Genomic DNA, 19,929 nt, shown 5'->3' with positions numbered 1-19,929 from the left:
CGATCTCTTCGGGCTTCGGTCTCTTGTTTGCCATTCGTGGTCCTCCGTTTCCTAAACATAACGGTCGACCAGTTCAGTTGGGGAGGCTCAGGATAGAAGTACCGCTTGTTACCAGGTTGCTTCCATTGTGACTTTAGATAGCTTTTAATCTCGAAAAAACTTTACGGCTGGTCGGGGAAATTCAGAATGAACTCAACTCAGGAACAATTATATTTCCAGACACTTACGCAGTTGCAGCAATCTGAGCAGACACACTATTGGGCGCGTTTCATTGCGTTTTCCGCTATTGTGACCGGGCTCTTCGTCTTGCTAGCGGGGACCGAGCACAAGATCCTAGTATCTGCTTCGGGCGTTGTCACATCTCTATTCTGGGCAGTCACTCAGTAGAAAAGTCTAAGCTATGTGAACTCACAGAAGGCCGAATTCCATGAATGGTTTGCTCGACTAGAGAAGTAAGTCGAAATCGAGAAGGTTGAACCCGATGCTACTTGGACATCATCAATGACTAAACGGGTCGATGGTTTGGCTCCATCTACTGTGCTTGGTGTTTTCTTTGCTCTCGCAGTGCTTCTTCTTTGGGTAGCCCTCTTCTTTCTAGAAATCACCTAGCCACAAGCACCAAGCAAAAAACCTAACAGTTCCTGATGGTTATAAACGGTGGATTTCACCGGTGACGGAAGCTTGAGAGTTTTGAAAGAGTTGAAAGGTCTGCCAAGGTCCGAGGCAAGGCGGAAAATTTTCATTTCGTGTAATCTAGGGTTTGAGATCTAGGTGCTTGCAGCTAGGCTGTCATTATTTGAGGGAGAAGTCATTTTGAGCGAGCGCCAACCATCACCTAAGTTCTTTGTTCAGGTCACACAATCGCGGGGCGCGGTAACCCCTGAGGCGAACACTGAAGAGTTTGTCGAAGCCACTGAAGAAAAATTGCGACAAGTGTCTGAGCTAATCCGAGAGGGCTGTGCTGAAGTCGCTGATAACCTTTTTTCAATTCCAAACCCTCCTGCCGAAATCGGAATGGAGTTTGGAATAGATGTGGGAGGCGAGGCCGGAATACCATTCGTAACTAAGGGAACAATCAATGCCAATTTCAAGGTGAGCGTTACTTGGAAGACTGGCACTAGCTAAGGTTACTGAAATTGAACTGTTTCGAACCCGGTCGGATTGTTGTCGGCCCTGGTCCTGAATGGTCACCAGACGGTGAGCAACAGCTTCGTGAGGAGCTTGGGACCGATTTTGAAGTTATGCACGATGTTAGTGACGTCCTCCGGGCGAACGATGTTCCCATAGGTGAAGAATTTTACAAATACAAAAACCGCCTCCCGTTCGTTGCCCGGATTCCCGAAGGAACAGAAGAAGAGATAGCCGGAAAACTGAGGCAGAACCAATTTAGTCGAGGAAGAATCAAGGTCGCAGTTCCTGATTACCTTGTTCGTCCAAGTTCTGTGATTGATTTGAATGACCAAAACATCTCGACTGCGATCAGCAGCGCAAGAGCTGACGTGGCCAGCGGGAGGTGTGGGCAGAAATGCACCGTCGGAATAATCGACTCGGGGTTGGATTCAAGCATATCAATGACTTGGAGCGGTCCAATCCACCATCAACTGAACGCAAGAGACCCGCTCAATCTAGTGACTACTGGCAGTGACACAACAGGGCACGGCACACTAGTGACGCATATTATAAATCGAACCGCCCCTTCCGCGCACATCATTCCGGTAAAAGCATTTGATTCTGACGGAACGCTGAGCGATGTGCTCGCAGGTCTTTATCTTGCGCATGCAGCTGGGCCATGTGATATTATCAATCTAAGCCTGAGTATGAGTTGCGACCCAGACCATTGTGATGTCTGCAACTCCCCTTTGGATGCTGCAATGAACATCAAGCAGCTCAAGTTCTTCTTCGATAGTTTTCTCGATTTTGCCGGCGATGTTGTACTGGTTGCTGCAGCTGGCAACAACCGGTCGAAGGTGGCGAGTCCGGCGGCCTTTGAAAACATTATTGCAGTGGGTTCGTACCATTTTAAAACGCTAGACCCTATTTCCAGTTATAAAGCCGTACCGTCTGACCGCTACATTCTTGGTCCAGACGGTGTAAAGATAGTAGGAGAAGAACTGGCGAGCCAACCCGGACTTCGAAACACCAATCTGCTTTGCGGGACTTCTTTCGCGACTGCGTTTGTAAGTGGTGTCGCGGCAAGAATAGTCTGTGGCTTGAAGGGCGGTCCCTGCGGTCATGGCTCTCACGCAAAGCATATGAGGCCACCTGGTTCAAGTATTTGTGAAATGGTACGTAATGAACTGGGCGTGAATGCAGACTGCTCATGGTCCGGGTTTGATGCTAGTCTCCATGGCTTGGGGCGGCTTCGTTTGTACTGAAACAAGTGAATGCTGAACACGGCCAGGTTAGGGTATGATGAATGATGTTCATCATCACTAGGTCTCTCAAGAGCCAAGCGACTATTTGTCCGTCATGTGAAGGTGCATCCAGTGGAACTGCATTGCCTTCAGGTCCGGTGTTAAGGATTCAGCTCAGCTTTCCCGTGAGGGAGATGATGAAGATTTAGGAGGCACCGCCGACGCATCTTGAGGGTAGCCTGTAGGTTTCATATTACATTTGCAGAGGTGGACTCTGACGGATGCCTTGCTTCAGGCTGGTAGCGCAAAAGGGACTTTCCTCCAGGTGAGGAGAGGTGACCGTGACGTGGCCCCACCGGGGGGCCTGCGCGGCATATTCGTTAATCTCTGGTACTCAGATTTTTTCGCCAAAATATTTGGGGTGTCCTTTGAGACGCGTCCGCGCGAAAGGCCAAATATTGGGGCCAATGGTAGTCCAGCCGCTGGCGAAGATTGTGGCTTTGCTTATACGAAGCCGGGATTGCCATTCTATCTCCGGTTGTTAGAATCTCACCACGAACATGCCTGACCGCCCTCTCATTGCGAAATCGCCAGAGGTGTCGTCAGGAAGTTAATCAAAGAATTTACAAGGGTTCAGGATTTGGAATTTCTAGGTTTGGTTGTGATCGCTGGTTTGGCTTATGTGATCTTTCTCGGTGTCAAGTTTTCTAGTTTCAGAGGCAAGCTAATGAACGAATTTGGTAGGCGCGGTTTAGCCTACGAAGTCGCTAACGACATCTATTTCCATTGTCGGGACCAGATTAACAGTTGGCACCACGACGGAATGACTATTCCGCAAATCGTAGATCGCTGCGTGCAAATATTAAATGCCCGCGCAGACACCATGCCGAGTGGTCAACCGACAACTAAAAACAAAGCCGGGTTGGAAGCGCAGCCAAGGCCAGCCCGTAACGGCGATGAGGCCGCGCAGAGAAAGGAAAAGTCACAGGCGATTGTTACTTTAGTGTCTACTTCGCTGAGCATCCAACAAGTGCTAATGCTAGATGAGCGCGAGCGGTTACCTCGCAAAGCTTTCGACAATTGGTCGCTAGGTTATGTGGCAGGAACCGCAGACGCCGTTCTTCAAAGGAATGGCTTTGAGGCTGATGTCGAGGGAATGGCAGTCATGACCTTGATTTTCATGGAGGTATTTGGGGAAGAAGATGGGCCGGGACTTTTCGGTGATTTCCTAAGACATCAAGAATGCGATGATGCCGAAGTTCAAACCGGAATGATTGCCGGGGGAGAAGATGTGTGTGCTTGGATGGCAGACAACAAGAAGACCCCAATGGGCTGGGCCGCCCACGTAAACGACTTTTAAGGGGACTAACGGGCGCAAACGTGAAGAAAAACTCTCAGCATTTGGTCGCTATTTGGAACCAAAAGACAACACCAGTTATTCTTCGCAGAACTGGAAAGGGTGAGAAGCTTAGGCTCCGCACACCGGGCGGTATTTTCGACGATAAGCTGCTGACAACGGGGAAGAGGGGAAACCTTGATTGGAACCACCACGAGAAGTGTTCCGAAGCACCCAAGGCTTGGTTCAACCATTTGGTCGACCGATGTCTGGACGAATTGGGTAAGGTTTATGTCGTTCAGCCATACCGGGAACAAGAAAAGTGCTCCCCGGCGTGCATGAATGCCGCAGGACACGAGTGCCAATGCTCTTGTATGGGCGCAAACCATGGGGCCGGGAATGACGGTTCATGGTTTGAGGTGACGGACGCCTTCGCAACAAGGTGGGGAGACAGAGAATTGGCCTGCCGTCTAATGGTGCGAAAGTGAAGCTCTCAATCAGTTTGGTGTTAGAGGTCGGACCGGATTGCCAATAACGCTAACCCAGTTCAAAGCGCGGTAACTTGCAAATCTCCCGAAACAGCGTTTCTATCGGATAGTCGCCATAGTCCTCACCGGCGTTGCGGCTAGCATGACCACAAATGGCGTCCTGATAGACCACATCGACGTCAGCATTTCGTGCCTGTGTTTTGAATCTGTGTCGCCACGCGTGACTCGGTTGAATTCTTGGGTCTTTGATGCCGACTTTATTCCTGACCCAATCACCAACCTTGTCGCGTGCGTTCTGGGACAACCGGAAAGCGTCTTTCGGAGTCTTACCTCCATCGTGGAACAAATAGCCCTCACTGGCGCTGTTAATAAAGTCGACAAGGCCAATCTCAACTAGGTGAGGGTGTAACGGCACGGTTCTATAACGCCGTGCTTTGACGCTGCCCGCGTCCGGCGTGATTAAGAGCCAGTGGATGCCCCCATCGCTACGCAAATCTTGTTTACGGAGCTGTGCGATTTCACCCGCCCTTGCGCCGGTATAAGCGCATATCCATGGTATCCAACGACAGGCTAGCTTGTTCTTTAGAGTTGCCCGCGTGTCATCCTTAAGGGCTACGTTGGCGTGTCGCAGTATTTGCTTTGCTTCGTCTTCCGTGAAGCCCTTGGATCGCTCTGCAAAAGGTTTGGGGACTTTGACGGATACGTCTGCCGATGGGTCACTTTCGATCAAGAACTTTGACCGTGCCAAACGGAGAATGGCCCTTATTGCGGCTAGATATTTCCGGCCAATGGTCTTGGGCTTCAAACCTTTCTCGTCACGTAGGTAGTCGCACCAGTCAGCAATGTCCTTAGGCTTTATCCGAGAGACATCCTCATGACCCAAAAATGCGACCAAAGCGTGCTTCTTCTGGGCGAAGTCATCGACCGTTGCAGGTGCCTTTCCGTTGCTCAAGTGGTCTTTCTTCCACCGTTCAAAAAGGCTGGTGAGTGTAGGGCCTTCGGTTGCCACTTTTGGCGAGGCTGTGGGTTCCCACTCAGGGAAGCGCGTAGCCTGAGGGTCTGGGGTGAAATCGCCTTCCGCTCTCTTCAACTGCTGGCTAGCCGCCTGCGTCCAAGACCGGTGAACTTCACGTAGTAATCGCGCACGCGTCGGTTCGTCTATAGCAATACCTTCTTCCGCCAGTATCTCGTCAGCGACCACACCGTACCATTTTTCCATACCGCCTTCGACAGCTTCCGCCTGTTGGCTCAGGCGCAAAACCTGTTCCCACATCGCAGGTTCACCCGGTTCATTTTCTAGCATTTCCATCAGGCGGAAATACACGCGACCAGACAGAGCAACGATCTTTTTCAAAGGGAGATGTTCAGGCTTTGCCCTAAAGGACGCCCATCGCTTTTGAATTTTCGCGTATTCAGCCGCAAATCTCTCTTTGGCCTCTGATGGGTCTCTGGTGCGTAGTGACTTTGACACCTCGGCACGGCCAACGATTCCTTTCAGGTCCGCCGGAACGCGCACCCTCACGTAGTAGATTCCGCTTTTTTTTGTCTTTGACTGGTGTAGGCATTGCAAGGGTCACTGTGTAGGGCTCCTGTGTAGGAGTCTGCAAGTGCAAGCCGTTGGTTTGGCGTAAGTTTTTGATGAATATGAGGAAATCATGGTGCTGCTGGAGAGAATTGAACTCTCGACCTCTCCCTTACCAAGGGAGTGCTCTACCTCTGAGCTACAGCAGCGCTGTGGGCGGGTGATTAGACTCAAACGAAACGCTGCGCAAGGGTGTCTGGACGGTTTTTTTCGCCTCCTGTAGAGAAAGGTCATGGCAGACAACAAATCACCCAAAAAACGCGGCAATTCCGGGGACGCGCGGGAAGAGCGACTGAAAGCCGCGCTCAAGGCGAATATGGCGCGGCGCAAGGCGCAGGCCAAGGCGCGCGCAGCATCCGAAGACAAGGCCGACAAGGACGAGGGATAAGAGCAGATGGATTCGATTCTGGTGACGGGCAACGGCCCTCTCAATGGTCAGATACCGATTGCGGGGGCCAAAAACGCATGTCTGACGCTGATGCCCGCAACCTTGCTGAGCGAAGAACCGCTTACGCTGACCAACGCACCGCGGTTGAGCGACATCAAGACCATGACCACGCTGCTGCAGTCGCTGGGGGCCGAGGTGTCCGCGCTGCAGGACGGTCAGGTGATCGCGATGTCCAGTCACACCCTGACCAGCCATGTCGCCGATTACGATATCGTGCGTAAGATGCGCGCCTCGAACCTGGTGCTGGGCCCGTTGCTGGCCCGCTTTGGCGAGGCGGTCGTGTCGCTGCCCGGCGGCTGCGCGATCGGTGCGCGGCCCATGGATCTGCACGTTGAAGGGCTAGAAGCGCTGGGCGCCGAGATCGCGCTGAAAGACGGTTACCTGCACGCCAGCGCGCCGGGCGGCCTGAAGGGCGCCGTGCACGAGATGCGGTTCGCCTCGGTCGGGGCGACTGAAAACATCGTCATGGCCGCGACGCTGGCCAAGGGCACCACGGTCCTGAAGAACGCAGCCCGAGAGCCTGAAATCGTCGATCTGGTCGAATGCCTGCGCAAGATGGGCGCGCAAATCTCGGGTGAGGGCACGTCGACCATCGAAATTCAGGGTGTCGACCGGCTGCATGGCGCGACGCATCAGGTGGTGACCGACCGGATTGAACTGGGCACCTACATGCTGGCCCCCGCGATCTGCGGTGGCGAGGTTGAGTTGCTGGGCGGCCGGATGTCTCTGGTCGAATCCTTCGCGGCCAAGCTGGATGCGGCCGGCATCAACGTGAGTGAGACCGAAAAGGGCTTGAAGGTCGCGCGCAAGAATGGCCGCGTCAGCGCCGTGGACGTTGTCACGGAACCTTTCCCGGGCTTTCCCACCGACCTGCAGGCGCAGATGATGGCGCTGATGTGCACGGCCGAAGGTACCTCGGTCCTGGAAGAGCGGATTTTCGAGAACCGTTTCATGCACGCCCCCGAACTGGTCCGCATGGGCGCGCATATCGAGGTGCATGGCGGCACGGCGACCGTCACTGGTGTTGAAAAGCTCAAAGGGGCGCCGGTCATGGCGACGGACCTGCGGGCCTCGGTGTCGCTGATCCTTGCCGGAATGGCGGCGGAAGGCGAAACAACGGTCAGCCGGGTCTATCATCTGGACCGCGGATATGAACATGTGGTGCGCAAGCTGGAAGGCGTGGGCGCAAAGATTGAACGGATCAAGGGCGAATGACAGACGCAAGTTTCGAAGACGGGCGCGAGGCGCCGCTGAATCTGGGGGCCGAGGACGGCGATGACCTGCAGGTGATCTCGACCCTTGCACAGGACGCGGTTTTCCCTGCGACCGAGATGAAATGGCAACCTTCGCAGCGCCGCTTTGGCCTGCTGCTCAACCGCTTCCGCTGGGAAGACAAGGACGCAGCCGACCGCCGGGGCCGCCCGTTTGAGCGCGTGCAATCCGTGCTGGTGTTCGACTCGGTCCTGTCTGTTGCCAGCCAGGGTGTCGACCGCAGCGAAAAGGATACGGTGATGTCACTGCTGTCGGTCGATTTTGAACCGGGCGAAGAAGGCGCGGGTCAGGTGTTGCTGACGCTGGCCGGGGACGGTGCAATCCGTCTGACGGTCGAGGCGCTGGATGCCACGCTAAAGGACGTCACGCGCCCTTACCGGGCCCCGTCCGGGCATGCCCCGCACCACCCCGAATAGATGCAGAACAAGCGCGGCATATCTCAGGCGTTTTCCGCCGCGCCTGAAAGTGTCATTCTGCGCCGCGCTACCGTTTTCGACGTGTTCGACATCAGCCGGGTTCTGATCCGGTCGATCACCCAGCTTTGCACGGCAGATCATCAGAACGACCCCCGGGCCATCGCGCAATGGACGGAAAACAAGGACCCGGCCACGATCCGGGGCTGGATCAAACCCGGTTCGCAGATCTGGCTGGCCGAGCGGGCCGGGCAGGTGGCTGCTGTCGGCGGTTTGTTTGAAACCGGAGAGATCACTCTGCTTTACATCGATCCGGATCATATCGGCTGTGGTCTTGGTTCGGCATTGTTGAACCGCATGGAACAAGAACTGATCGCTGCGGGATGTTCCGATGCCCGACTTGAGGCAACGCAAACCGCGCAAGATTTCTATCTGCGCCACGGCTGGCAGGCCACCGGGCAGCGTTGCGACCGCATGGATCTGTCCTGCTTTGCCATGCGCAAATCGCTGCACCCAGGCGACTGAGGGTTGAGGCCCGCCCCTCCCGGCGATATGTCCCGCGTCAAACGTCCGGAGTGCCAGATCATGCCCGTTTTCCTCGATACGACCGCGCCCGACTTCGAAAGCGCCTTTCAGACACTGTTGTCCGCCAAACGCGAGGACAGTCCGGATGTGGATGCGGTGGTTGCGCAGATCATCGACGATGTGCGCACCCGGGGCGATGCGGCGGTGATCGAGCTGACCTCAAGGTTTGACCGGCTGGATCTGACACCGGAAACCATGGCCTTTTCTGCGGCTGAAATCTCAGCAGCGGTTGCACAGGTTTCGGCCGACGACCGCGCGGCGCTGGAACTGGCGGCGGATCGCATCCGTGCCTATCACGAAAAACAGCTGCCGCAGGCCGAAAATTGGACCGATGAGGCCGGGGCGACGCTGGGTTGGCGCTGGACGGCGGTTTCGGCGGCGGGGCTCTACGTGCCGGGCGGGCTTGCGTCCTATCCCTCTTCCGTTCTGATGAACGCCATTCCCGCCAAGGTCGCCGGGGTTGAACGTCTGGCCATCGTGGTGCCGACACCGGACGGGCAGGTGAACCCGCTGGTCCTGCTGGCCGCACAACTATCCGGTGTGGACGAGGTGTATCGCATCGGCGGTGCACAGGCGATTGCCGCATTGGCCTACGGGACAAAGACCATCGCGCCCGTGGACAAGATCACCGGTCCGGGCAATGCTTTTGTCGCGGCAGCCAAGCGCCGGGTCTTTGGCAAGGTCGGCATCGACATGATCGCGGGCCCGTCCGAGATTCTGGTGATCGCCGACAAGGACAATGACCCTGACTGGATCGCGCTGGACCTCCTCAGCCAGGCCGAACATGACGAAAGCGCGCAGTCGATCCTGATCACCGACGACGCCGCATTCGGGCAGGCGGTCGCGCAGGCGGTCAAAAAGCGCCTCCAGACCTTACAGCGCCGCGCGATTGCCGGGGCCAGCTGGCGCGATTTCGGCGCCGTCATTACCGTGCGCGATCTGGAACAGGCCGCCGCGCTGTCAAATCGCATCGCCCCCGAACATCTTGAGCTTTGCGTGGCCGACCCGGTGGCGCTGAGCACGAAAACCGTTCACGCGGGTGCCATTTTCCTTGGCCAATACACGCCTGAGGCCATTGGCGATTATGTCGGCGGCCCCAACCACGTGCTGCCGACCGCGCGTTCCGCCCGGTTTTCCTCGGGCCTCAGTGTTATGGATTTCCTCAAGCGCACCACGCTCAGCCACATGACGCCCGAAGCCCTGCGCGCGATCGGACCCGCCGCCGAGCAACTGGCCACATCGGAAAGCCTCGAGGCGCACGGGCTGTCCGTCACGGCCCGCCTCAGGCGGCTGAACGGGTAAAGCTATGGCCTGCGGGCCACAGCCGACCCGACCCTGGCCGGGGACGGGTTCCGGGGCGCTCGATTGACCGCTAAACCGTTCACCGACCAGCAAGGATCAGTCTATTGGAACGTGTGGCGACCCTTTGGATCGGAGAACGGTTCAGCTTTCTGGAGCATTTGTGCCTGAAATCCTTCGCCGACGTGGATCAGACGCCGATCGTCTACCATTACGGCGATCTGCGGGACATTCCGGACTATATCGAAGCCCGCGACGCGCGCGAGATATTCGATACCCCCGAGATTATCCGCGACCCTGTCACCCGGTCGGCGGCCGTGCATGCCGATCTGTTCCGACTGAAACTGCTGGAGCAGACAGATTACATCTGGGCTGACACCGACGCCTACGCCCTGCGCCCGTTTGAAACCGAAAACGGCTACCTGTTCCCCAAGGCCAACCGCAAAACCCGCCGCATCATGAATGGCGTGCTGGCCTTGCCCGGTGACAGCCCGGCCTTGCGGAACATGTGCGAATTCGCTTTCGACAGCGATCTGGTTCCGCCTTGGTGGAGCGATCAGCAAAAGACCACCTACCTGGAACTCTACGGCAAATCCACGCATTGGAGCCTGCCCATCTTCAGCTTCGGTCCGCCCATGCTGTTCCACTATATCTACCACACGCCCGAGCACGAGATGAGCGTTCCGCGTACGCTGCTCTACCCGATCCCGCTGCGCCACCGGTCGCTGTGGAACGAACCGGACCTGTCCAAACTGGACGCCCTGAACTGGCAGCAGCAGATGTCGGTCCATTTCTTTGGATCGTGGTTCCGCAGGATTTTCTCGGGGCGCCCGATCAATCCGGGATCACTGGTCGACACGCTGCTGCGCAAGCACGGAATCGACCCCTCGGACCACCCTTTGTGACAGGGCCCGCGGCATCCGAACCCACGCATTGCCCATTCAGAACTCTTACGATAAGTCTGGCCAGACCTGAACGGACCAAATGATCTATGACCCGCATTTCGCATATCGAACTGGATGACCGAAACCTGCCTCCACCGACCCCCGAGATCGAGCAGGAGCGTAAGGTCGCGATCTATGATCTGCTCGAAGATAACACCTTTACGCTGCCACAGCGCGACGGTCGCACCGTGCCCGACGGCCCGTATCACCTGCAATTGTCGATCCGCGACAAACGGCTGGTTTTCGACATCGAAACCGAGGCCAGCGAAAAGGCGGCCGAGTTTCACCTGTCGCTGGGTCCGTTCCGGCAAGTGGTCAAGGATTACTTCCAGATCTGCGAAAGCTATTTCGATGCGGTGAAGACCCTGCCACCCAGCCAGATCGAAACCATCGACATGGCCCGGCGGGGTATCCACAACGAAGGCAGCCGCGTGCTGCAGGAACGGCTGGAAGGGAAGGCCGACATCGATACCGATACCGCCCGCCGCCTGTTCACGCTGATCTGCGTGTTGCATTTCGGAGGCTGACGCGTGAAGCCGTTGCCGCAGTCGGTCCTGTTTTGTTGCGACCACAACGCGGTCCGGTCTCCCATGGCCGAAGGGATCATGAAAAAGTTCTATGGCACCGGCACCTATGTTCAGTCTGCCGGCGTGCGTAACGATCTGGAAATCGACGGGTTCTGCATTGCCGCCTGTCAGGAGATCGATGTCGAACTTTCGCGCCACCGCTCGCGGTCGTTCGACGAGATGGAAGAATGGGGCGATGACCTCAGTTCCTTCGATCTGGTGGTGGCGTTGTCGCCTGCCAGTCAGCGCAAGGCGCTGGAACTGACCCGTGTTTTTCACCTCGATGTCGATTATTGGCCAATAATGGACCCTACCGGACTGGGCGAGACCCGCGAACAGAAGCTACATCACTACCGTCAGACCCGCGATCAGATCATTCAGCATCTGAAGGATCGCTGGGGCGAACCAACGGAGAGATCATGAACGCGACCGTCAAAACCTATTTCGAAGCCTTCAACGCCGGAGACGTGGACGGCATGCTGACCTGTTTGTCCGATGATGTGGCCCATCACGTGAACGAAGGCCAGATCCGTGTGGGCAAGGAAAAGTTCGCAGCCTTCTGTGCTCATATGAACCGCTGCTACCGCGAGAACCTGACCGATATCGTGGTTTTCGAGGCCGAAGGTGGCACCCGCGCTGCCGCCGAGTTCATCGTCAACGGCACCTATCTGGAAACGGATGAAGGATTGCCGCAAGCCAACGGCCAGACCTACCGCCTGCCTGCAGGGTCCTTCTTTGACCTCAAGGACGGCAAAATCACCCGCGTTACCACCTTCTACAATCTTGCCGACTGGACCCGTCAGGTCGCAAATGCCTGAGGTGAGCGAAGTCCGCACTCTGACCGGCGCGGCACTGGAGGCCGCGCTGGATGATGTGGCGCGCCTTCGGATACAGGTGTTCCGCGCCTGGCCTTATCTCTATGACGGTGATCTGGATTACGAACGGAAGTATCTGCAATCCTACCGCGAAAGCGACCGCGCCATAATGGTCGGCGCCTTCGACGGTGACTGCCTGATCGGGGCATCGACCGGCGCACCGCTGACCGACCACGCCGACGATTTCGCGGCGGCGTTCGACGGAACCGGGCTGGATCTGGGTGACATATTCTATTGTGCGGAATCCGTGTTGCTGCCCGACTATCGCGGGCAGGGCGTCGGCCACAAGTTCTTCGACCTGCGCGAAGCCCACGCCCGCAGCCTCGGGTTTTCCAAATGTGCGTTCTGCGGCGTCCAGCGTCCTGCCGACCACCCGATGCGCCCCGAAACATACCGGCCGCTCGACGCCTTCTGGCGCACGCGCGGATACGCACCGCTTCCCGGCGTCATCGCGCAGTTTTCGTGGAAGGATATCGGGGAAAAGGGCGAGACCCAGAAGCCTTTGCAATTCTGGATCAGGGATTTGTAGGCCGTTTTGGTCGCTTGCCGACAAAGCCATCATTCACCGCGTTGACGCGGTGAATGATCTAATGATTTGGGCCGATCGCCCTTTTGGCGTTAAGGCTGGTACGGCAGGGACGAGTGGTGCAGCACGATCCGCAGCACGCCGTCGCTGTCTTTCTTGTAGCCAAAGCTTTTGTCGACCTGGGTGATATTGCCATCCTTGTCGGTCAGGTTGACCTTGCCCATCCACATCGCCACATCGCCTTCGACAAAGGAAGCCGATGTCACGCTTTCCATCGAACGCCAGCCCTTGATCCCGAAACCGCCATCCAGCGGATACTCGGCGTCGTGACCGACAAAATAGGACAGTGCGCCAAGACGGGTCGGGCGAAAGGTCTGATCGCCGCTGGCCAGGGTTGGCTTGAACATGACCGGTCCCAGATCATAGCCATAAGCTGCGTCCAGCACGTCTTCGGCAACGGGACGCGCCGCATCAATGCCACCCTCTTCGAAGGCTTTCGAAATGGCAACGAGCCCGTCGGCCCAAGCCTGGCGGGCAGCAGCGAGTTCATCGGTGGTGATCGACATGGTGTTGTCCCTTTCTGTCCGTCGCGTTTCGCGGGGGAAAATGGTCACATTGGCATAGGGGCGCAAGGGGTTTTTGGCCGAAAAACTCCTGTTTATTGCCAAAAAGCCCGCTTGTGGGACACAGGCGGGTGGTGGCCTGTCGCTAACCGTTGGCCCCGTGTCGCAGCTTTAGTCGGATGCGCACTTCAAACGTTCGAAGGAATTGCCCTGTACAGTCCGCCACCTCCGCCTCTAATGTCCCAGGAACTTTGAACCGGGGACACATCGATGAAAGTCGCAACCGCCGCATACGATCTAGACTGGCTCGACAGTTGGAGCCAGTACGAGGACAAGCTGGACCGCTGGGTCGCCGAGGCCACGGGGCAGGGCGCCGACCTGCTGGTCTTTCCCGAATACGGCGCGATGGAATTGTCGACGCTGGACGGTGCCGGGGTGGCCGGTGATTTGGAACGCTCGATCCAGGCGGTGTCCGAGCGGATGCAGGACATACAGAACCTGCACACCCGCCTCGCGCAGACGTACAAAACATACATTCTGGGTGCATCGGCCCCGGTGGTTGACGGGTCGGGCCGTCCCGTGAACCGGGCCGTTTTCTATGCGCCGGACGGTGGTGTCGCGCATCAGGACAAGCAAATCATGACCCGGTTCGAGCGTGAGATCTGGGACATTGCCCCCGGTGGTCCCCTCAGGCTTTTCGACACCGCACTTGGCAAAATCGGTATCCTCATTTGCTATGACAGCGAGTTTCCCCTGCTGGGTCGCGCCCTGAACGAAGCCGATCTTATCCTGGTGCCATCCTGCACCGAGGCGCTGTCAGGATATTGGCGTGTTCGCATCGGTGCGATGTCAAGAGCGTTGGAAAATCAATGTGTTACGGTTATGTCGTCGCTGGTTGGACGTAACGATTGGTCCGAGGCGGTCGACATGAACACCGGCACAGGTGGCATATTCGGTCCGCCCGACAAGGGCTTTCCCCAGACCGGAGTGCTGGCTGAAGGCACCCTGAACCAGCCGGGGTGGACCTATGCAGATGTCGATCTGTCCGCCATTGCCGAGGTTCGCGCCGATGGCCATGTTCTGAACAGAACCCACTGGGACGAACAGCCACCCCGCGCCGAATCGGTCACAATATCCAGCCTTTAGATGATTCCGCCCTTGAAATAAGGCCGAAATAGGCTCATTTAAGCGCACATCCCTGTAGATTCTGCAGGTGCAACGTAATGATGGAGACAACATGGCCAAGGAAGATACGCTCGAATTTCCCGGTGTCGTGAAGGAACTCCTGCCTAATGCGACGTTTCGGGTCGAGCTGGAAAACGGCCATGAAATCATCGCACACACGGCAGGCAAGATGCGCAAGAACCGCATCCGTGTTCTGGCCGGCGACAAGGTTCAGGTCGAGATGACCCCTTATGATCTGACCAAGGGTCGGATCAACTACCGCTTCAAATAACGCCTGCCGCAATGGCGTTTATTCTCGGATCGGGCAGCCCAAGACGGCTGGACCTGTTGGCCCAGCTTGGCGTGCAGCCCGATGCCATCCGCGCGCCCGATATCGACGAAACGCCCCTGAAGGGCGAATTGCCGGTTCCCTATTGCAGCCGCATCACCCGCGCAAAAGTACAGGCAGTTCAATCGGATAGCGATGACGTCACCCTGTGCGCGGACACCACTGTGGCGCTGGGTCGCCGCATTCTGGGCAAACCCGAGGATGTGGGGCAGGCGGCGGAGTATTTGCACGCCCTGTCCGGTCGGCGCCATCGCGTGATCACTTCGGTCGCCGTGCGGCGCGGAGAGCGGATCCTGCAGCGCGACGTGGTTTCTCAGGTCAAGGTCAAGCGTCTGTCTGACGTTGAAATCAACGCCTATCTGGCGACCGGAGACTGGAAGGGCAAAGCGGGCGCTTACGCCATTCAGGGTCCCGCCGGGGCGTTCATCCCGTGGATTTCCGGCTCATTCACCGGTATCGTCGGGCTGCCCCTTTCCGAAACCGCCGCCCTTTTGCAGGGCATCGGATATCCCCTGTATCGTGAGGTATCATGAAGGGTCGCACCATCGTTCTGGATCACATCGACGACCGCGAAGCCGCCGCTCTGATGGTGGATGGCAAGCTGGACGATTTTCTGATTGCCGCAGACGCCCCCGCGCCGGGTACGATTTACCGCGCACGTGCCGACCGCCCGGTCAAAGGGCAGGGCGGAATGTTCCTGACCACGCCCGTCGGCCCCGCGTTTCTGCGTCAGGTCAAAGGTCTGGCCCCCGGCACATCGATGCTGGTGCAGGTCACAGGGTATGCGGAACCGGGCAAGGCGCTGCCGGTTACGGACCGCGTCCTGTTCAAAAGCCGCTATGCGATCATCACGCCCGATGCGCCGGGCCTGAACATCTCGCGCTCGATCCGGGACGAGGATGAGCGCGACCGGCTTCTGGAGATCGCGCATGAAAATATGGATGGCAGTGACTACGGCCTCATCCTGCGCTCGTGCTGCCTGGGCGAGAACGCCGACGAAATCGCCGAAGACATCAGAGCCATGTTGGCCAATGCCGATCAGGTCATGAACGACCCCGGGGCCGAGCCGGAGTTGCTGCTGGAAGGCGACAGCCCACACGTTCTGGCATGGCGCGACTGGACTGATCCGGCCGAGGTTATGACCCAGTCCGGAGGCTTCGAAACCCATGGCGTGCTCGACGCGCTGGATGTTGCGCGCGGTATTTCCGAACCACTTCCAGGTGGTGGTCATCTTTACATTCAACCGACACGCGCGTTGGTGGCGGTGGATGTGAATACCGGGGCCGACACGTCGCTTGCAGCCGGAACAAAAGCCAATTTCGCCTGTGCCAAGACACTGGCGCGCGCATTGCGCGTGCGCGGTCTGGGTGGGCAGATCACACTGGATCTCGCTCCCATGCCCAAGAAGGACCGCAGAGGCTTCGAAGGGGCTTTGCGCGCTGCATTCAAGGCCGATGGCATCGAGACCACTCTGGCGGGCTGGACGCCCCTGGGCCACTATGAATTACAACGCAAACGCGGACGCATTCCCCTGTCCGAGGTGCTGAAATGAGTTGTCCGATCTGTGGTGAAGACACCGTGACCAGGTTCCGTCCCTTCTGTTCAAAGCGCTGTGCCGACATCGATCTGGCCAAGTGGCTGAACGGCTCCTATGCGGTCGCTTCCCAGCGGGAAGAGGACGAAGAGGCGGATGTCTCTGGGGAGAATTCCGAGCCGCCAAGGCCGCATTGAAAAAATCTCAAAAAGCCTCTGGACACTGCGTGGTGCAAGTCATAGAAGGCCTCCACCCAACGACGAAAATCGTTCCCGTGCCCGGGTAGCTCAGGGGTAGAGCAGTGGATTGAAAATCCTCGTGTCGGTGGTTCGATTCCGCCCCCGGGCACCATTTTATTTCCTAAGCAGACCCATCTGACTGGTCCATTTTGGATGTTAGTGAATCGTTGTCCCGCGATCCTCCGGGATAAAGGTTTCAAGTTCCGCGAAGCATTTGCAAGCACCGGAGCGATAATACCTTGTATCAGGTCACATTGCGGTCCTTTCCATGCCGAGACGCAGACGATGACTTCCTAAGTCATTTGATATGTTTGTCCCAACAAGCATCGCGCCTGTTAGCGTGCGCAAGCTTCGAATTTCGTACAAACTGGTACCCGCGGCCGGACTCGAACCGGCACGGCCTTCCGGCCCAGAGATTTTAAGTCTCTTGTGTCTACCATTCCACCACGCGGGCATGCGTGTCGAGCCTAATTCGGGCCTGAAAATCTCAATACGGCCACAAGGCCATGAATACAATGCGCTTCCGCCTCAAATTGTGCCTTGGTCAAATCCAGCACGCCCTCAAGCCCAAGTTGCCGGAGCTAGTCGTGTGATTGGAACAACACCCGCCAATTCGCCAAGCATGCAGTTAGGGTGGATGCTGCTTGCAGCTCAAGTGTAAAAGTGTCCGGTCCTGATGATTGGGGTGGCCCGGACTTCCTCTTTTCGTGTTTGTAGATGCAGCAAGGCGAACAAAATTGCCGCCATTCGAAGTCACAGTTAGAACGGGGTAATATCCCCGCTCGCGATTTACCGCTATTGTACCTTTACACAGAAAACGTATTCCTTATTTTGCATGTTAAATGCTGGAGTTCCAAGGACAGGAGAACCGGAATGCCACTGACAGTCAGGGACATGATGGAGGCCGCCAACGCTGTGGTCGCGCGTATCGATTTTGCCCAAGCTTCGGAACTGCTGCGCGAGGGCGGGTTGCTGCTGGACGTTCGGGATACGCCGGAACTGGAGAGGGCGGGCCGGGCGGTCGGGTCTCATCACATTCCACGCGGGATGCTGGAGTTTAGGGCCGATAGCGGGCTGCCAACTCATGATCCTGAATTGCGCATCGACCGGCCAATCGTCCTGCACTGTGCGTCGGGCGGGCGCGCGGCGCTGGCAGGCAAATTGTTGAAGGACATGGGCTATTCCCGGGTTTACAACCTTGGGGGCCTTACTGATTGGGTCGAAGGGGGCGGCCAGACAGTCGAGCCTGTTGACCCTGGAATGACCTGACCTGAATCAAAGCCATACACATCCTGAGAAACCAATATGTGGTCAGATTCCAAAATAGGACCACACCCAATGATGCGTCTTGCTTCGATGTTGTATTCACTGATTGGAACTGCCCTGGCTGGCTCGGCCGTCATAGCTGTATTGTCTGCTGGCCTGGTTACCACGGGCGCTATTCTGGGGGCCGCTGGCGCAGGATTTGTTGCCGCCATACCGGTTTCATGGCTTGTCGCCAAACGGTTGTATCAGGGTTCGATCTGATCAGGCGTTCAAAAAGGTTCTGACGGCCGCTTCAAATTCGCGCGGTTTTTCGGCGTGCAGCCAGTGGCCTGCGCCCGGAATCTTTGCGAATTTCGCGGCGGGGAAAAGGGCGCGTATCTTGTCGCGGTGCTGCGGCAGAACATAGTCCGAGGCGCCACCGGACAAAAACAGGGCGGGCCCGTTCCAAGTGGCATCGAGTACCGGAAACCCCATGATTTTTGCCATCTCGTTTGCCAGACCATCCAGGTTCAACAGCCACCGCTGCCCGCTGACATCCAGTGACTGAGTGAAGAAGCTCTGCAACGCTTTTTCGACACCCAGTTCTGCCAGTTGCTGCTCGGCATCCGAGCGCCGGGTTACGCGGGACAGATCGACCGCACGCATGGCTTCGATGAACTGAATCTGACTGTGGCTGTAGGTCACCGGCGCAATGTCGGCCACTACCAGTTTACGCACCAGGGCACCATGAATCAGGGCCAGGTTCATTGCTGCCTTGCCGCCCATGGAGTGGCCGACAGCGTCCACGGGACCGCCGACCTGCGCAATGACCTCGGCCAGATCATCGGCCAGGTCCGGATAACCATGCGAGGCGTCCCACTTGCTGTAGGCATGGTTGCGCATGTCCACTGCAATGACCTGTCTTTCGTCCGAAAGCCGCCGCGCAATGACGCCCCAATTTCGGGCCGAGCCATAAAGCCCGTGCGCGATCAGAAGAGGAGGGTTCGCGGTCGGTTCGCCATGTACGATCGTGTTCAACATGAATGCGTGATACCCGGCAGCGAATGAAACGACCAGTCCCATTGTAGCCTGCCTCTGGCCGCGCTACATTTCCCGGTCAGGAGGCACCAATGTCGCAGGACACTGATATTCAGACCCGGATTGCAGGCACGATTGCGTTGCTGCGCGAAAAGCTGGGTGTGCGGGACAAAACCCTGTTGGCCTCGGTCAAAAGAGCCAAACGCCGACTGCCTCGCCGGATCTACAAACAGGCGCTTCTGCTGGCGAATGCGGAACAGATGGCGGCGCATCCAAGGTTGCGGCGGGTCCTGGACACTCCAAAACTTGTCAGCGCGTCAGACGAGGTGCAGGCGTATCTCGGCAGTATTGATCTGGCGGACAGAAGATTGGGCTGGTTTCTGGGGATGCTGGGTGGACTTGCGTTCAACATTCTGGCGCTGAGCGCGCTGCTGCTGCTGTTTCTGTGGTGGCGCGGCCTGATCTGAAGGTAGGTTCTGAGGCAGGATTACCTTGCCAATATTGAACTAAGTCTTTGGCGCAAAAAATGTTCCCAAAGCAGATGCGGCGCCACTGGGGCGCCGCTGCCTTGTTTTTTCGAGCCGATTACAGGTTCGGGTAGATGGGGAATCGGGCGCAGAGGTCTGCGACCTCGGCCTTGACCTTGGCTTCGACCGCGCCGTTTCCGTCTTCGCCATTGGCGGCCAGACCGTCGACGACCTCGATGATCCAGTCCGCGATCTGGCGGAATTCAACCTCGCCAAAGCCTCGTGTGGTGCCGGCGGGCGAACCCAGGCGGATGCCCGACGTGATCGTCGGCTTTTCCGGGTCAAATGGCACGCCGTTCTTGTTGCAGGTGATATGCGCGCGGCCCAGGGCCTTTTCGGTGGCGTTGCCCTTGACCCCTTTGGGGCGCAGGTCGACCAGCACCACATGGGTGTCGGTGCCATGGGTCACCGTGTCCAGACCGCCTTTGATCAGCTGATCCGACAGGGCCTGCGAATTGACGACGACCTGCTTGATGTAGTCCTTGAAGGCCGGCTGCAGCGCCTCGCCGAAGGCCACGGCCTTGGCCGCGATCACGTGCATCAGCGGGCCGCCCTGAATGCCGGGGAAGATGGCCGAGTTCA

25 protein-coding genes, 3 tRNA genes and 1 pseudogene are annotated in these 19,929 nt (G+C 57.5%); 22 read left to right on the top strand and 7 right to left on the bottom strand.

The window, feature by feature from the left end; genetic code table 11:
• The first annotated feature begins 813 nt into the window (after positions 1 to 813).
• The 3 genes from ACR0JW_RS23465 to ACR0JW_RS23455 all read left to right on the top strand — a co-directional run bounded on the left by ACR0JW_RS23465 (position 814) and on the right by ACR0JW_RS23455 (position 3,714).
• Positions 814 to 1,125 (top strand): CU044_2847 family protein, encoded by a 312-nt coding sequence (locus ACR0JW_RS23465; protein ID WP_480714576.1) that lies wholly within the window; start codon positions 814 to 816, stop codon positions 1,123 to 1,125.
• 11 nt (positions 1,126 to 1,136) lie between these two features.
• The gene (locus ACR0JW_RS23460; RefSeq protein WP_480714575.1) at positions 1,137 to 2,375 is read left to right on the top strand and encodes a S8 family peptidase; all 1,239 of its coding nucleotides are present in this window, start codon (positions 1,137 to 1,139) and stop codon (positions 2,373 to 2,375) included.
• Between the two features lie 619 nt (positions 2,376 to 2,994).
• On the top strand, positions 2,995 to 3,714 hold the full coding sequence (locus tag ACR0JW_RS23455; protein ID WP_480714574.1) for a hypothetical protein: 720 nt from the start codon (positions 2,995 to 2,997) through the stop codon (positions 3,712 to 3,714).
• A gap of 513 nt (positions 3,715 to 4,227) precedes the next feature.
• On the opposite strand, the gene ACR0JW_RS23450 is transcribed toward ACR0JW_RS23455, so the two are convergent.
• The 3 genes and pseudogenes from ACR0JW_RS23450 to ACR0JW_RS23440 form a co-directional block, all read right to left on the bottom strand.
• Positions 4,228 to 5,532 (bottom strand): tyrosine-type recombinase/integrase, encoded by a 1,305-nt coding sequence (locus ACR0JW_RS23450; protein WP_480714577.1) that lies wholly within the window; start codon positions 5,530 to 5,532, stop codon positions 4,228 to 4,230.
• Positions 5,533 to 5,565: 33 nt separating this feature from the next.
• Positions 5,566 to 5,748 (bottom strand): annotated as a pseudogene (locus ACR0JW_RS23445) (DUF6538 domain-containing protein); the annotation flags it as partial.
• 86 nt (positions 5,749 to 5,834) lie between these two features.
• A tRNA-Thr gene (locus tag ACR0JW_RS23440) sits at positions 5,835 to 5,909 on the bottom strand.
• 83 nt (positions 5,910 to 5,992) lie between these two features.
• Here ACR0JW_RS23440 and ACR0JW_RS23435 point away from each other — a divergent pair.
• From ACR0JW_RS23435 to ACR0JW_RS23390, 10 genes are all read left to right on the top strand, one after another.
• Positions 5,993 to 6,148, top strand: a complete 156-nt coding sequence (locus ACR0JW_RS23435) for a hypothetical protein (protein WP_170682543.1) — start codon at positions 5,993 to 5,995, stop codon at positions 6,146 to 6,148.
• A 6-nt stretch (positions 6,149 to 6,154) separates the two neighbouring features.
• Positions 6,155 to 7,423, top strand: coding sequence for a UDP-N-acetylglucosamine 1-carboxyvinyltransferase (gene murA, locus ACR0JW_RS23430; protein WP_170612389.1), 1,269 nt, complete (start codon positions 6,155 to 6,157; stop codon positions 7,421 to 7,423).
• The gene (locus tag ACR0JW_RS23425) at positions 7,420 to 7,896 is read left to right on the top strand and encodes a DUF2948 family protein (protein WP_170612391.1); all 477 of its coding nucleotides are present in this window, start codon (positions 7,420 to 7,422) and stop codon (positions 7,894 to 7,896) included. The genes murA and ACR0JW_RS23425 overlap by 4 nt, the downstream gene beginning before the upstream one ends.
• Positions 7,897 to 8,418: a GNAT family N-acetyltransferase gene (locus ACR0JW_RS23420; RefSeq protein ID WP_170682541.1), complete on the top strand. Its 522-nt coding sequence runs from the start codon at positions 7,897 to 7,899 to the stop codon at positions 8,416 to 8,418.
• A gap of 60 nt (positions 8,419 to 8,478) precedes the next feature.
• On the top strand, positions 8,479 to 9,780 hold the full coding sequence (gene hisD / locus ACR0JW_RS23415) for a histidinol dehydrogenase (protein WP_170682540.1): 1,302 nt from the start codon (positions 8,479 to 8,481) through the stop codon (positions 9,778 to 9,780).
• 113 nt (positions 9,781 to 9,893) lie between these two features.
• The gene (locus ACR0JW_RS23410; protein WP_170682539.1) at positions 9,894 to 10,682 is read left to right on the top strand and encodes a hypothetical protein; all 789 of its coding nucleotides are present in this window, start codon (positions 9,894 to 9,896) and stop codon (positions 10,680 to 10,682) included.
• A gap of 86 nt (positions 10,683 to 10,768) precedes the next feature.
• Positions 10,769 to 11,248, top strand: a complete 480-nt coding sequence (locus ACR0JW_RS23405) for a UPF0262 family protein (protein ID WP_170682538.1) — start codon at positions 10,769 to 10,771, stop codon at positions 11,246 to 11,248.
• Positions 11,249 to 11,251: 3 nt separating this feature from the next.
• Positions 11,252 to 11,710 carry an arsenate-mycothiol transferase ArsC gene (locus ACR0JW_RS23400; RefSeq protein WP_170682537.1) on the top strand — a complete coding sequence of 153 codons (459 nt, stop codon included), beginning with the start codon at positions 11,252 to 11,254 and terminating at the stop codon, positions 11,708 to 11,710.
• Entirely contained in the window at positions 11,707 to 12,105 is a 399-nt protein-coding gene (locus ACR0JW_RS23395) for a ketosteroid isomerase-related protein (RefSeq protein ID WP_480714573.1), read from the top strand. The genes ACR0JW_RS23400 and ACR0JW_RS23395 overlap by 4 nt, the downstream gene beginning before the upstream one ends.
• Positions 12,098 to 12,691, top strand: a complete 594-nt coding sequence (locus ACR0JW_RS23390; RefSeq protein ID WP_170682535.1) for a GNAT family N-acetyltransferase — start codon at positions 12,098 to 12,100, stop codon at positions 12,689 to 12,691. The genes ACR0JW_RS23395 and ACR0JW_RS23390 overlap by 8 nt, the downstream gene beginning before the upstream one ends.
• An 89-nt stretch (positions 12,692 to 12,780) precedes the next feature.
• On the opposite strand, the gene ACR0JW_RS23385 is transcribed toward ACR0JW_RS23390, so the two are convergent.
• Positions 12,781 to 13,302 carry a phosphoribosyl-AMP cyclohydrolase gene (locus tag ACR0JW_RS23385; RefSeq protein WP_480714572.1) on the bottom strand — a complete coding sequence of 174 codons (522 nt, stop codon included), beginning with the start codon at positions 13,300 to 13,302 and terminating at the stop codon, positions 12,781 to 12,783.
• A gap of 219 nt (positions 13,303 to 13,521) precedes the next feature.
• Here ACR0JW_RS23385 and ACR0JW_RS23380 point away from each other — a divergent pair, with 219 nt between their 5' ends.
• The 6 genes from ACR0JW_RS23380 to ACR0JW_RS23355 all read left to right on the top strand — a co-directional run bounded on the left by ACR0JW_RS23380 (position 13,522) and on the right by ACR0JW_RS23355 (position 16,649).
• Positions 13,522 to 14,397, top strand: a complete 876-nt coding sequence (locus ACR0JW_RS23380; RefSeq protein WP_480714571.1) for a carbon-nitrogen hydrolase family protein — start codon at positions 13,522 to 13,524, stop codon at positions 14,395 to 14,397.
• A gap of 91 nt (positions 14,398 to 14,488) precedes the next feature.
• Positions 14,489 to 14,707, top strand: coding sequence for a translation initiation factor IF-1 (gene infA / locus ACR0JW_RS23375; RefSeq protein WP_005978431.1), 219 nt, complete (start codon positions 14,489 to 14,491; stop codon positions 14,705 to 14,707).
• Positions 14,708 to 14,718: 11 nt separating this feature from the next.
• Positions 14,719 to 15,297, top strand: coding sequence for a Maf family protein (locus tag ACR0JW_RS23370; protein WP_170682533.1), 579 nt, complete (start codon positions 14,719 to 14,721; stop codon positions 15,295 to 15,297).
• Positions 15,294 to 16,316 carry a ribonuclease E/G gene (locus tag ACR0JW_RS23365; protein WP_170682532.1) on the top strand — a complete coding sequence of 341 codons (1,023 nt, stop codon included), beginning with the start codon at positions 15,294 to 15,296 and terminating at the stop codon, positions 16,314 to 16,316. Before ACR0JW_RS23370 ends, ACR0JW_RS23365 begins: the two co-directional genes overlap by 4 nt.
• Positions 16,313 to 16,495: a DNA gyrase inhibitor YacG gene (locus ACR0JW_RS23360; protein WP_170612412.1), complete on the top strand. Its 183-nt coding sequence runs from the start codon at positions 16,313 to 16,315 to the stop codon at positions 16,493 to 16,495. Before ACR0JW_RS23365 ends, ACR0JW_RS23360 begins: the two co-directional genes overlap by 4 nt.
• A gap of 79 nt (positions 16,496 to 16,574) precedes the next feature.
• Positions 16,575 to 16,649 (top strand) — tRNA-Phe (locus ACR0JW_RS23355).
• Between the two features lie 256 nt (positions 16,650 to 16,905).
• On the opposite strand, the gene ACR0JW_RS23350 is transcribed toward ACR0JW_RS23355, so the two are convergent.
• Positions 16,906 to 16,991 (bottom strand) — tRNA-Leu (locus tag ACR0JW_RS23350).
• Between the two features lie 419 nt (positions 16,992 to 17,410).
• On the opposite strand from ACR0JW_RS23350, the gene ACR0JW_RS23345 reads away from it, so the two are divergent.
• A complete protein-coding gene (locus tag ACR0JW_RS23345) occupies positions 17,411 to 17,806 on the top strand; it encodes a rhodanese-like domain-containing protein (protein ID WP_170617528.1) in 396 nt (131 codons plus the stop codon).
• A gap of 69 nt (positions 17,807 to 17,875) precedes the next feature.
• Positions 17,876 to 18,064 carry a hypothetical protein gene (locus ACR0JW_RS23340; protein WP_170682516.1) on the top strand — a complete coding sequence of 63 codons (189 nt, stop codon included), beginning with the start codon at positions 17,876 to 17,878 and terminating at the stop codon, positions 18,062 to 18,064.
• Here ACR0JW_RS23340 and ACR0JW_RS23335 read toward each other — a convergent pair whose 3' ends face one another.
• Complete coding sequence (locus ACR0JW_RS23335) at positions 18,065 to 18,865, bottom strand: alpha/beta fold hydrolase (RefSeq protein WP_480714570.1); 801 nt, start codon at positions 18,863 to 18,865, stop codon at positions 18,065 to 18,067.
• 47 nt (positions 18,866 to 18,912) lie between these two features.
• Between ACR0JW_RS23335 and ACR0JW_RS23330 the strand changes: the two genes are divergently transcribed.
• Positions 18,913 to 19,287 carry a hypothetical protein gene (locus ACR0JW_RS23330; protein WP_480714569.1) on the top strand — a complete coding sequence of 125 codons (375 nt, stop codon included), beginning with the start codon at positions 18,913 to 18,915 and terminating at the stop codon, positions 19,285 to 19,287.
• 118 nt (positions 19,288 to 19,405) lie between these two features.
• On the opposite strand, the gene ACR0JW_RS23325 is transcribed toward ACR0JW_RS23330, so the two are convergent.
• A partial coding sequence (locus ACR0JW_RS23325) for a PLP-dependent aminotransferase family protein (RefSeq protein WP_480714164.1) occupies positions 19,406 to 19,929 on the bottom strand: 524 nt, incomplete at its 5' end.

It is taken from the genome of Ruegeria sp. BG6, from assembly GCF_056538465.1.
This window is presented reverse-complemented; position numbering and strand designations above follow the sequence as displayed.

Excerpts from the sequence above, each read along its gene's own strand:
- ACR0JW_RS23330 (WP_480714569.1), top strand. The coding sequence starts at position 18,913 with ATGTCGCAGGACACTGATATTCAGACCCGGATTGCAGGCACGATTGCG.
- ACR0JW_RS23420 (WP_170682541.1), top strand. The coding sequence starts at position 7,897 with ATGCAGAACAAGCGCGGCATATCTCAGGCGTTTTCCGCCGCGCCTGAA.
- ACR0JW_RS23435 (WP_170682543.1), top strand. The coding sequence starts at position 5,993 with ATGGCAGACAACAAATCACCCAAAAAACGCGGCAATTCCGGGGACGCG.
- ACR0JW_RS23390 (WP_170682535.1), top strand. The coding sequence starts at position 12,098 with ATGCCTGAGGTGAGCGAAGTCCGCACTCTGACCGGCGCGGCACTGGAG.
- ACR0JW_RS23365 (WP_170682532.1), top strand. The coding sequence starts at position 15,294 with ATGAAGGGTCGCACCATCGTTCTGGATCACATCGACGACCGCGAAGCC.
- ACR0JW_RS23380 (WP_480714571.1), top strand. The coding sequence starts at position 13,522 with ATGAAAGTCGCAACCGCCGCATACGATCTAGACTGGCTCGACAGTTGG.
- murA (WP_170612389.1), top strand. The coding sequence starts at position 6,155 with ATGGATTCGATTCTGGTGACGGGCAACGGCCCTCTCAATGGTCAGATA.
- ACR0JW_RS23340 (WP_170682516.1), top strand. The coding sequence starts at position 17,876 with ATGATGCGTCTTGCTTCGATGTTGTATTCACTGATTGGAACTGCCCTG.
- infA (WP_005978431.1), top strand. The coding sequence starts at position 14,489 with ATGGCCAAGGAAGATACGCTCGAATTTCCCGGTGTCGTGAAGGAACTC.
- ACR0JW_RS23395 (WP_480714573.1), top strand. The coding sequence starts at position 11,707 with ATGAACGCGACCGTCAAAACCTATTTCGAAGCCTTCAACGCCGGAGAC.
- ACR0JW_RS23425 (WP_170612391.1), top strand. The coding sequence starts at position 7,420 with ATGACAGACGCAAGTTTCGAAGACGGGCGCGAGGCGCCGCTGAATCTG.
- ACR0JW_RS23345 (WP_170617528.1), top strand. The coding sequence starts at position 17,411 with ATGCCACTGACAGTCAGGGACATGATGGAGGCCGCCAACGCTGTGGTC.
- ACR0JW_RS23370 (WP_170682533.1), top strand. The coding sequence starts at position 14,719 with ATGGCGTTTATTCTCGGATCGGGCAGCCCAAGACGGCTGGACCTGTTG.
- ACR0JW_RS23405 (WP_170682538.1), top strand. The coding sequence starts at position 10,769 with ATGACCCGCATTTCGCATATCGAACTGGATGACCGAAACCTGCCTCCA.
- ACR0JW_RS23335 (WP_480714570.1), bottom strand. The coding sequence starts at position 18,865 with ATGGGACTGGTCGTTTCATTCGCTGCCGGGTATCACGCATTCATGTTG.
- hisD (WP_170682540.1), top strand. The coding sequence starts at position 8,479 with ATGCCCGTTTTCCTCGATACGACCGCGCCCGACTTCGAAAGCGCCTTT.
- ACR0JW_RS23360 (WP_170612412.1), top strand. The coding sequence starts at position 16,313 with ATGAGTTGTCCGATCTGTGGTGAAGACACCGTGACCAGGTTCCGTCCC.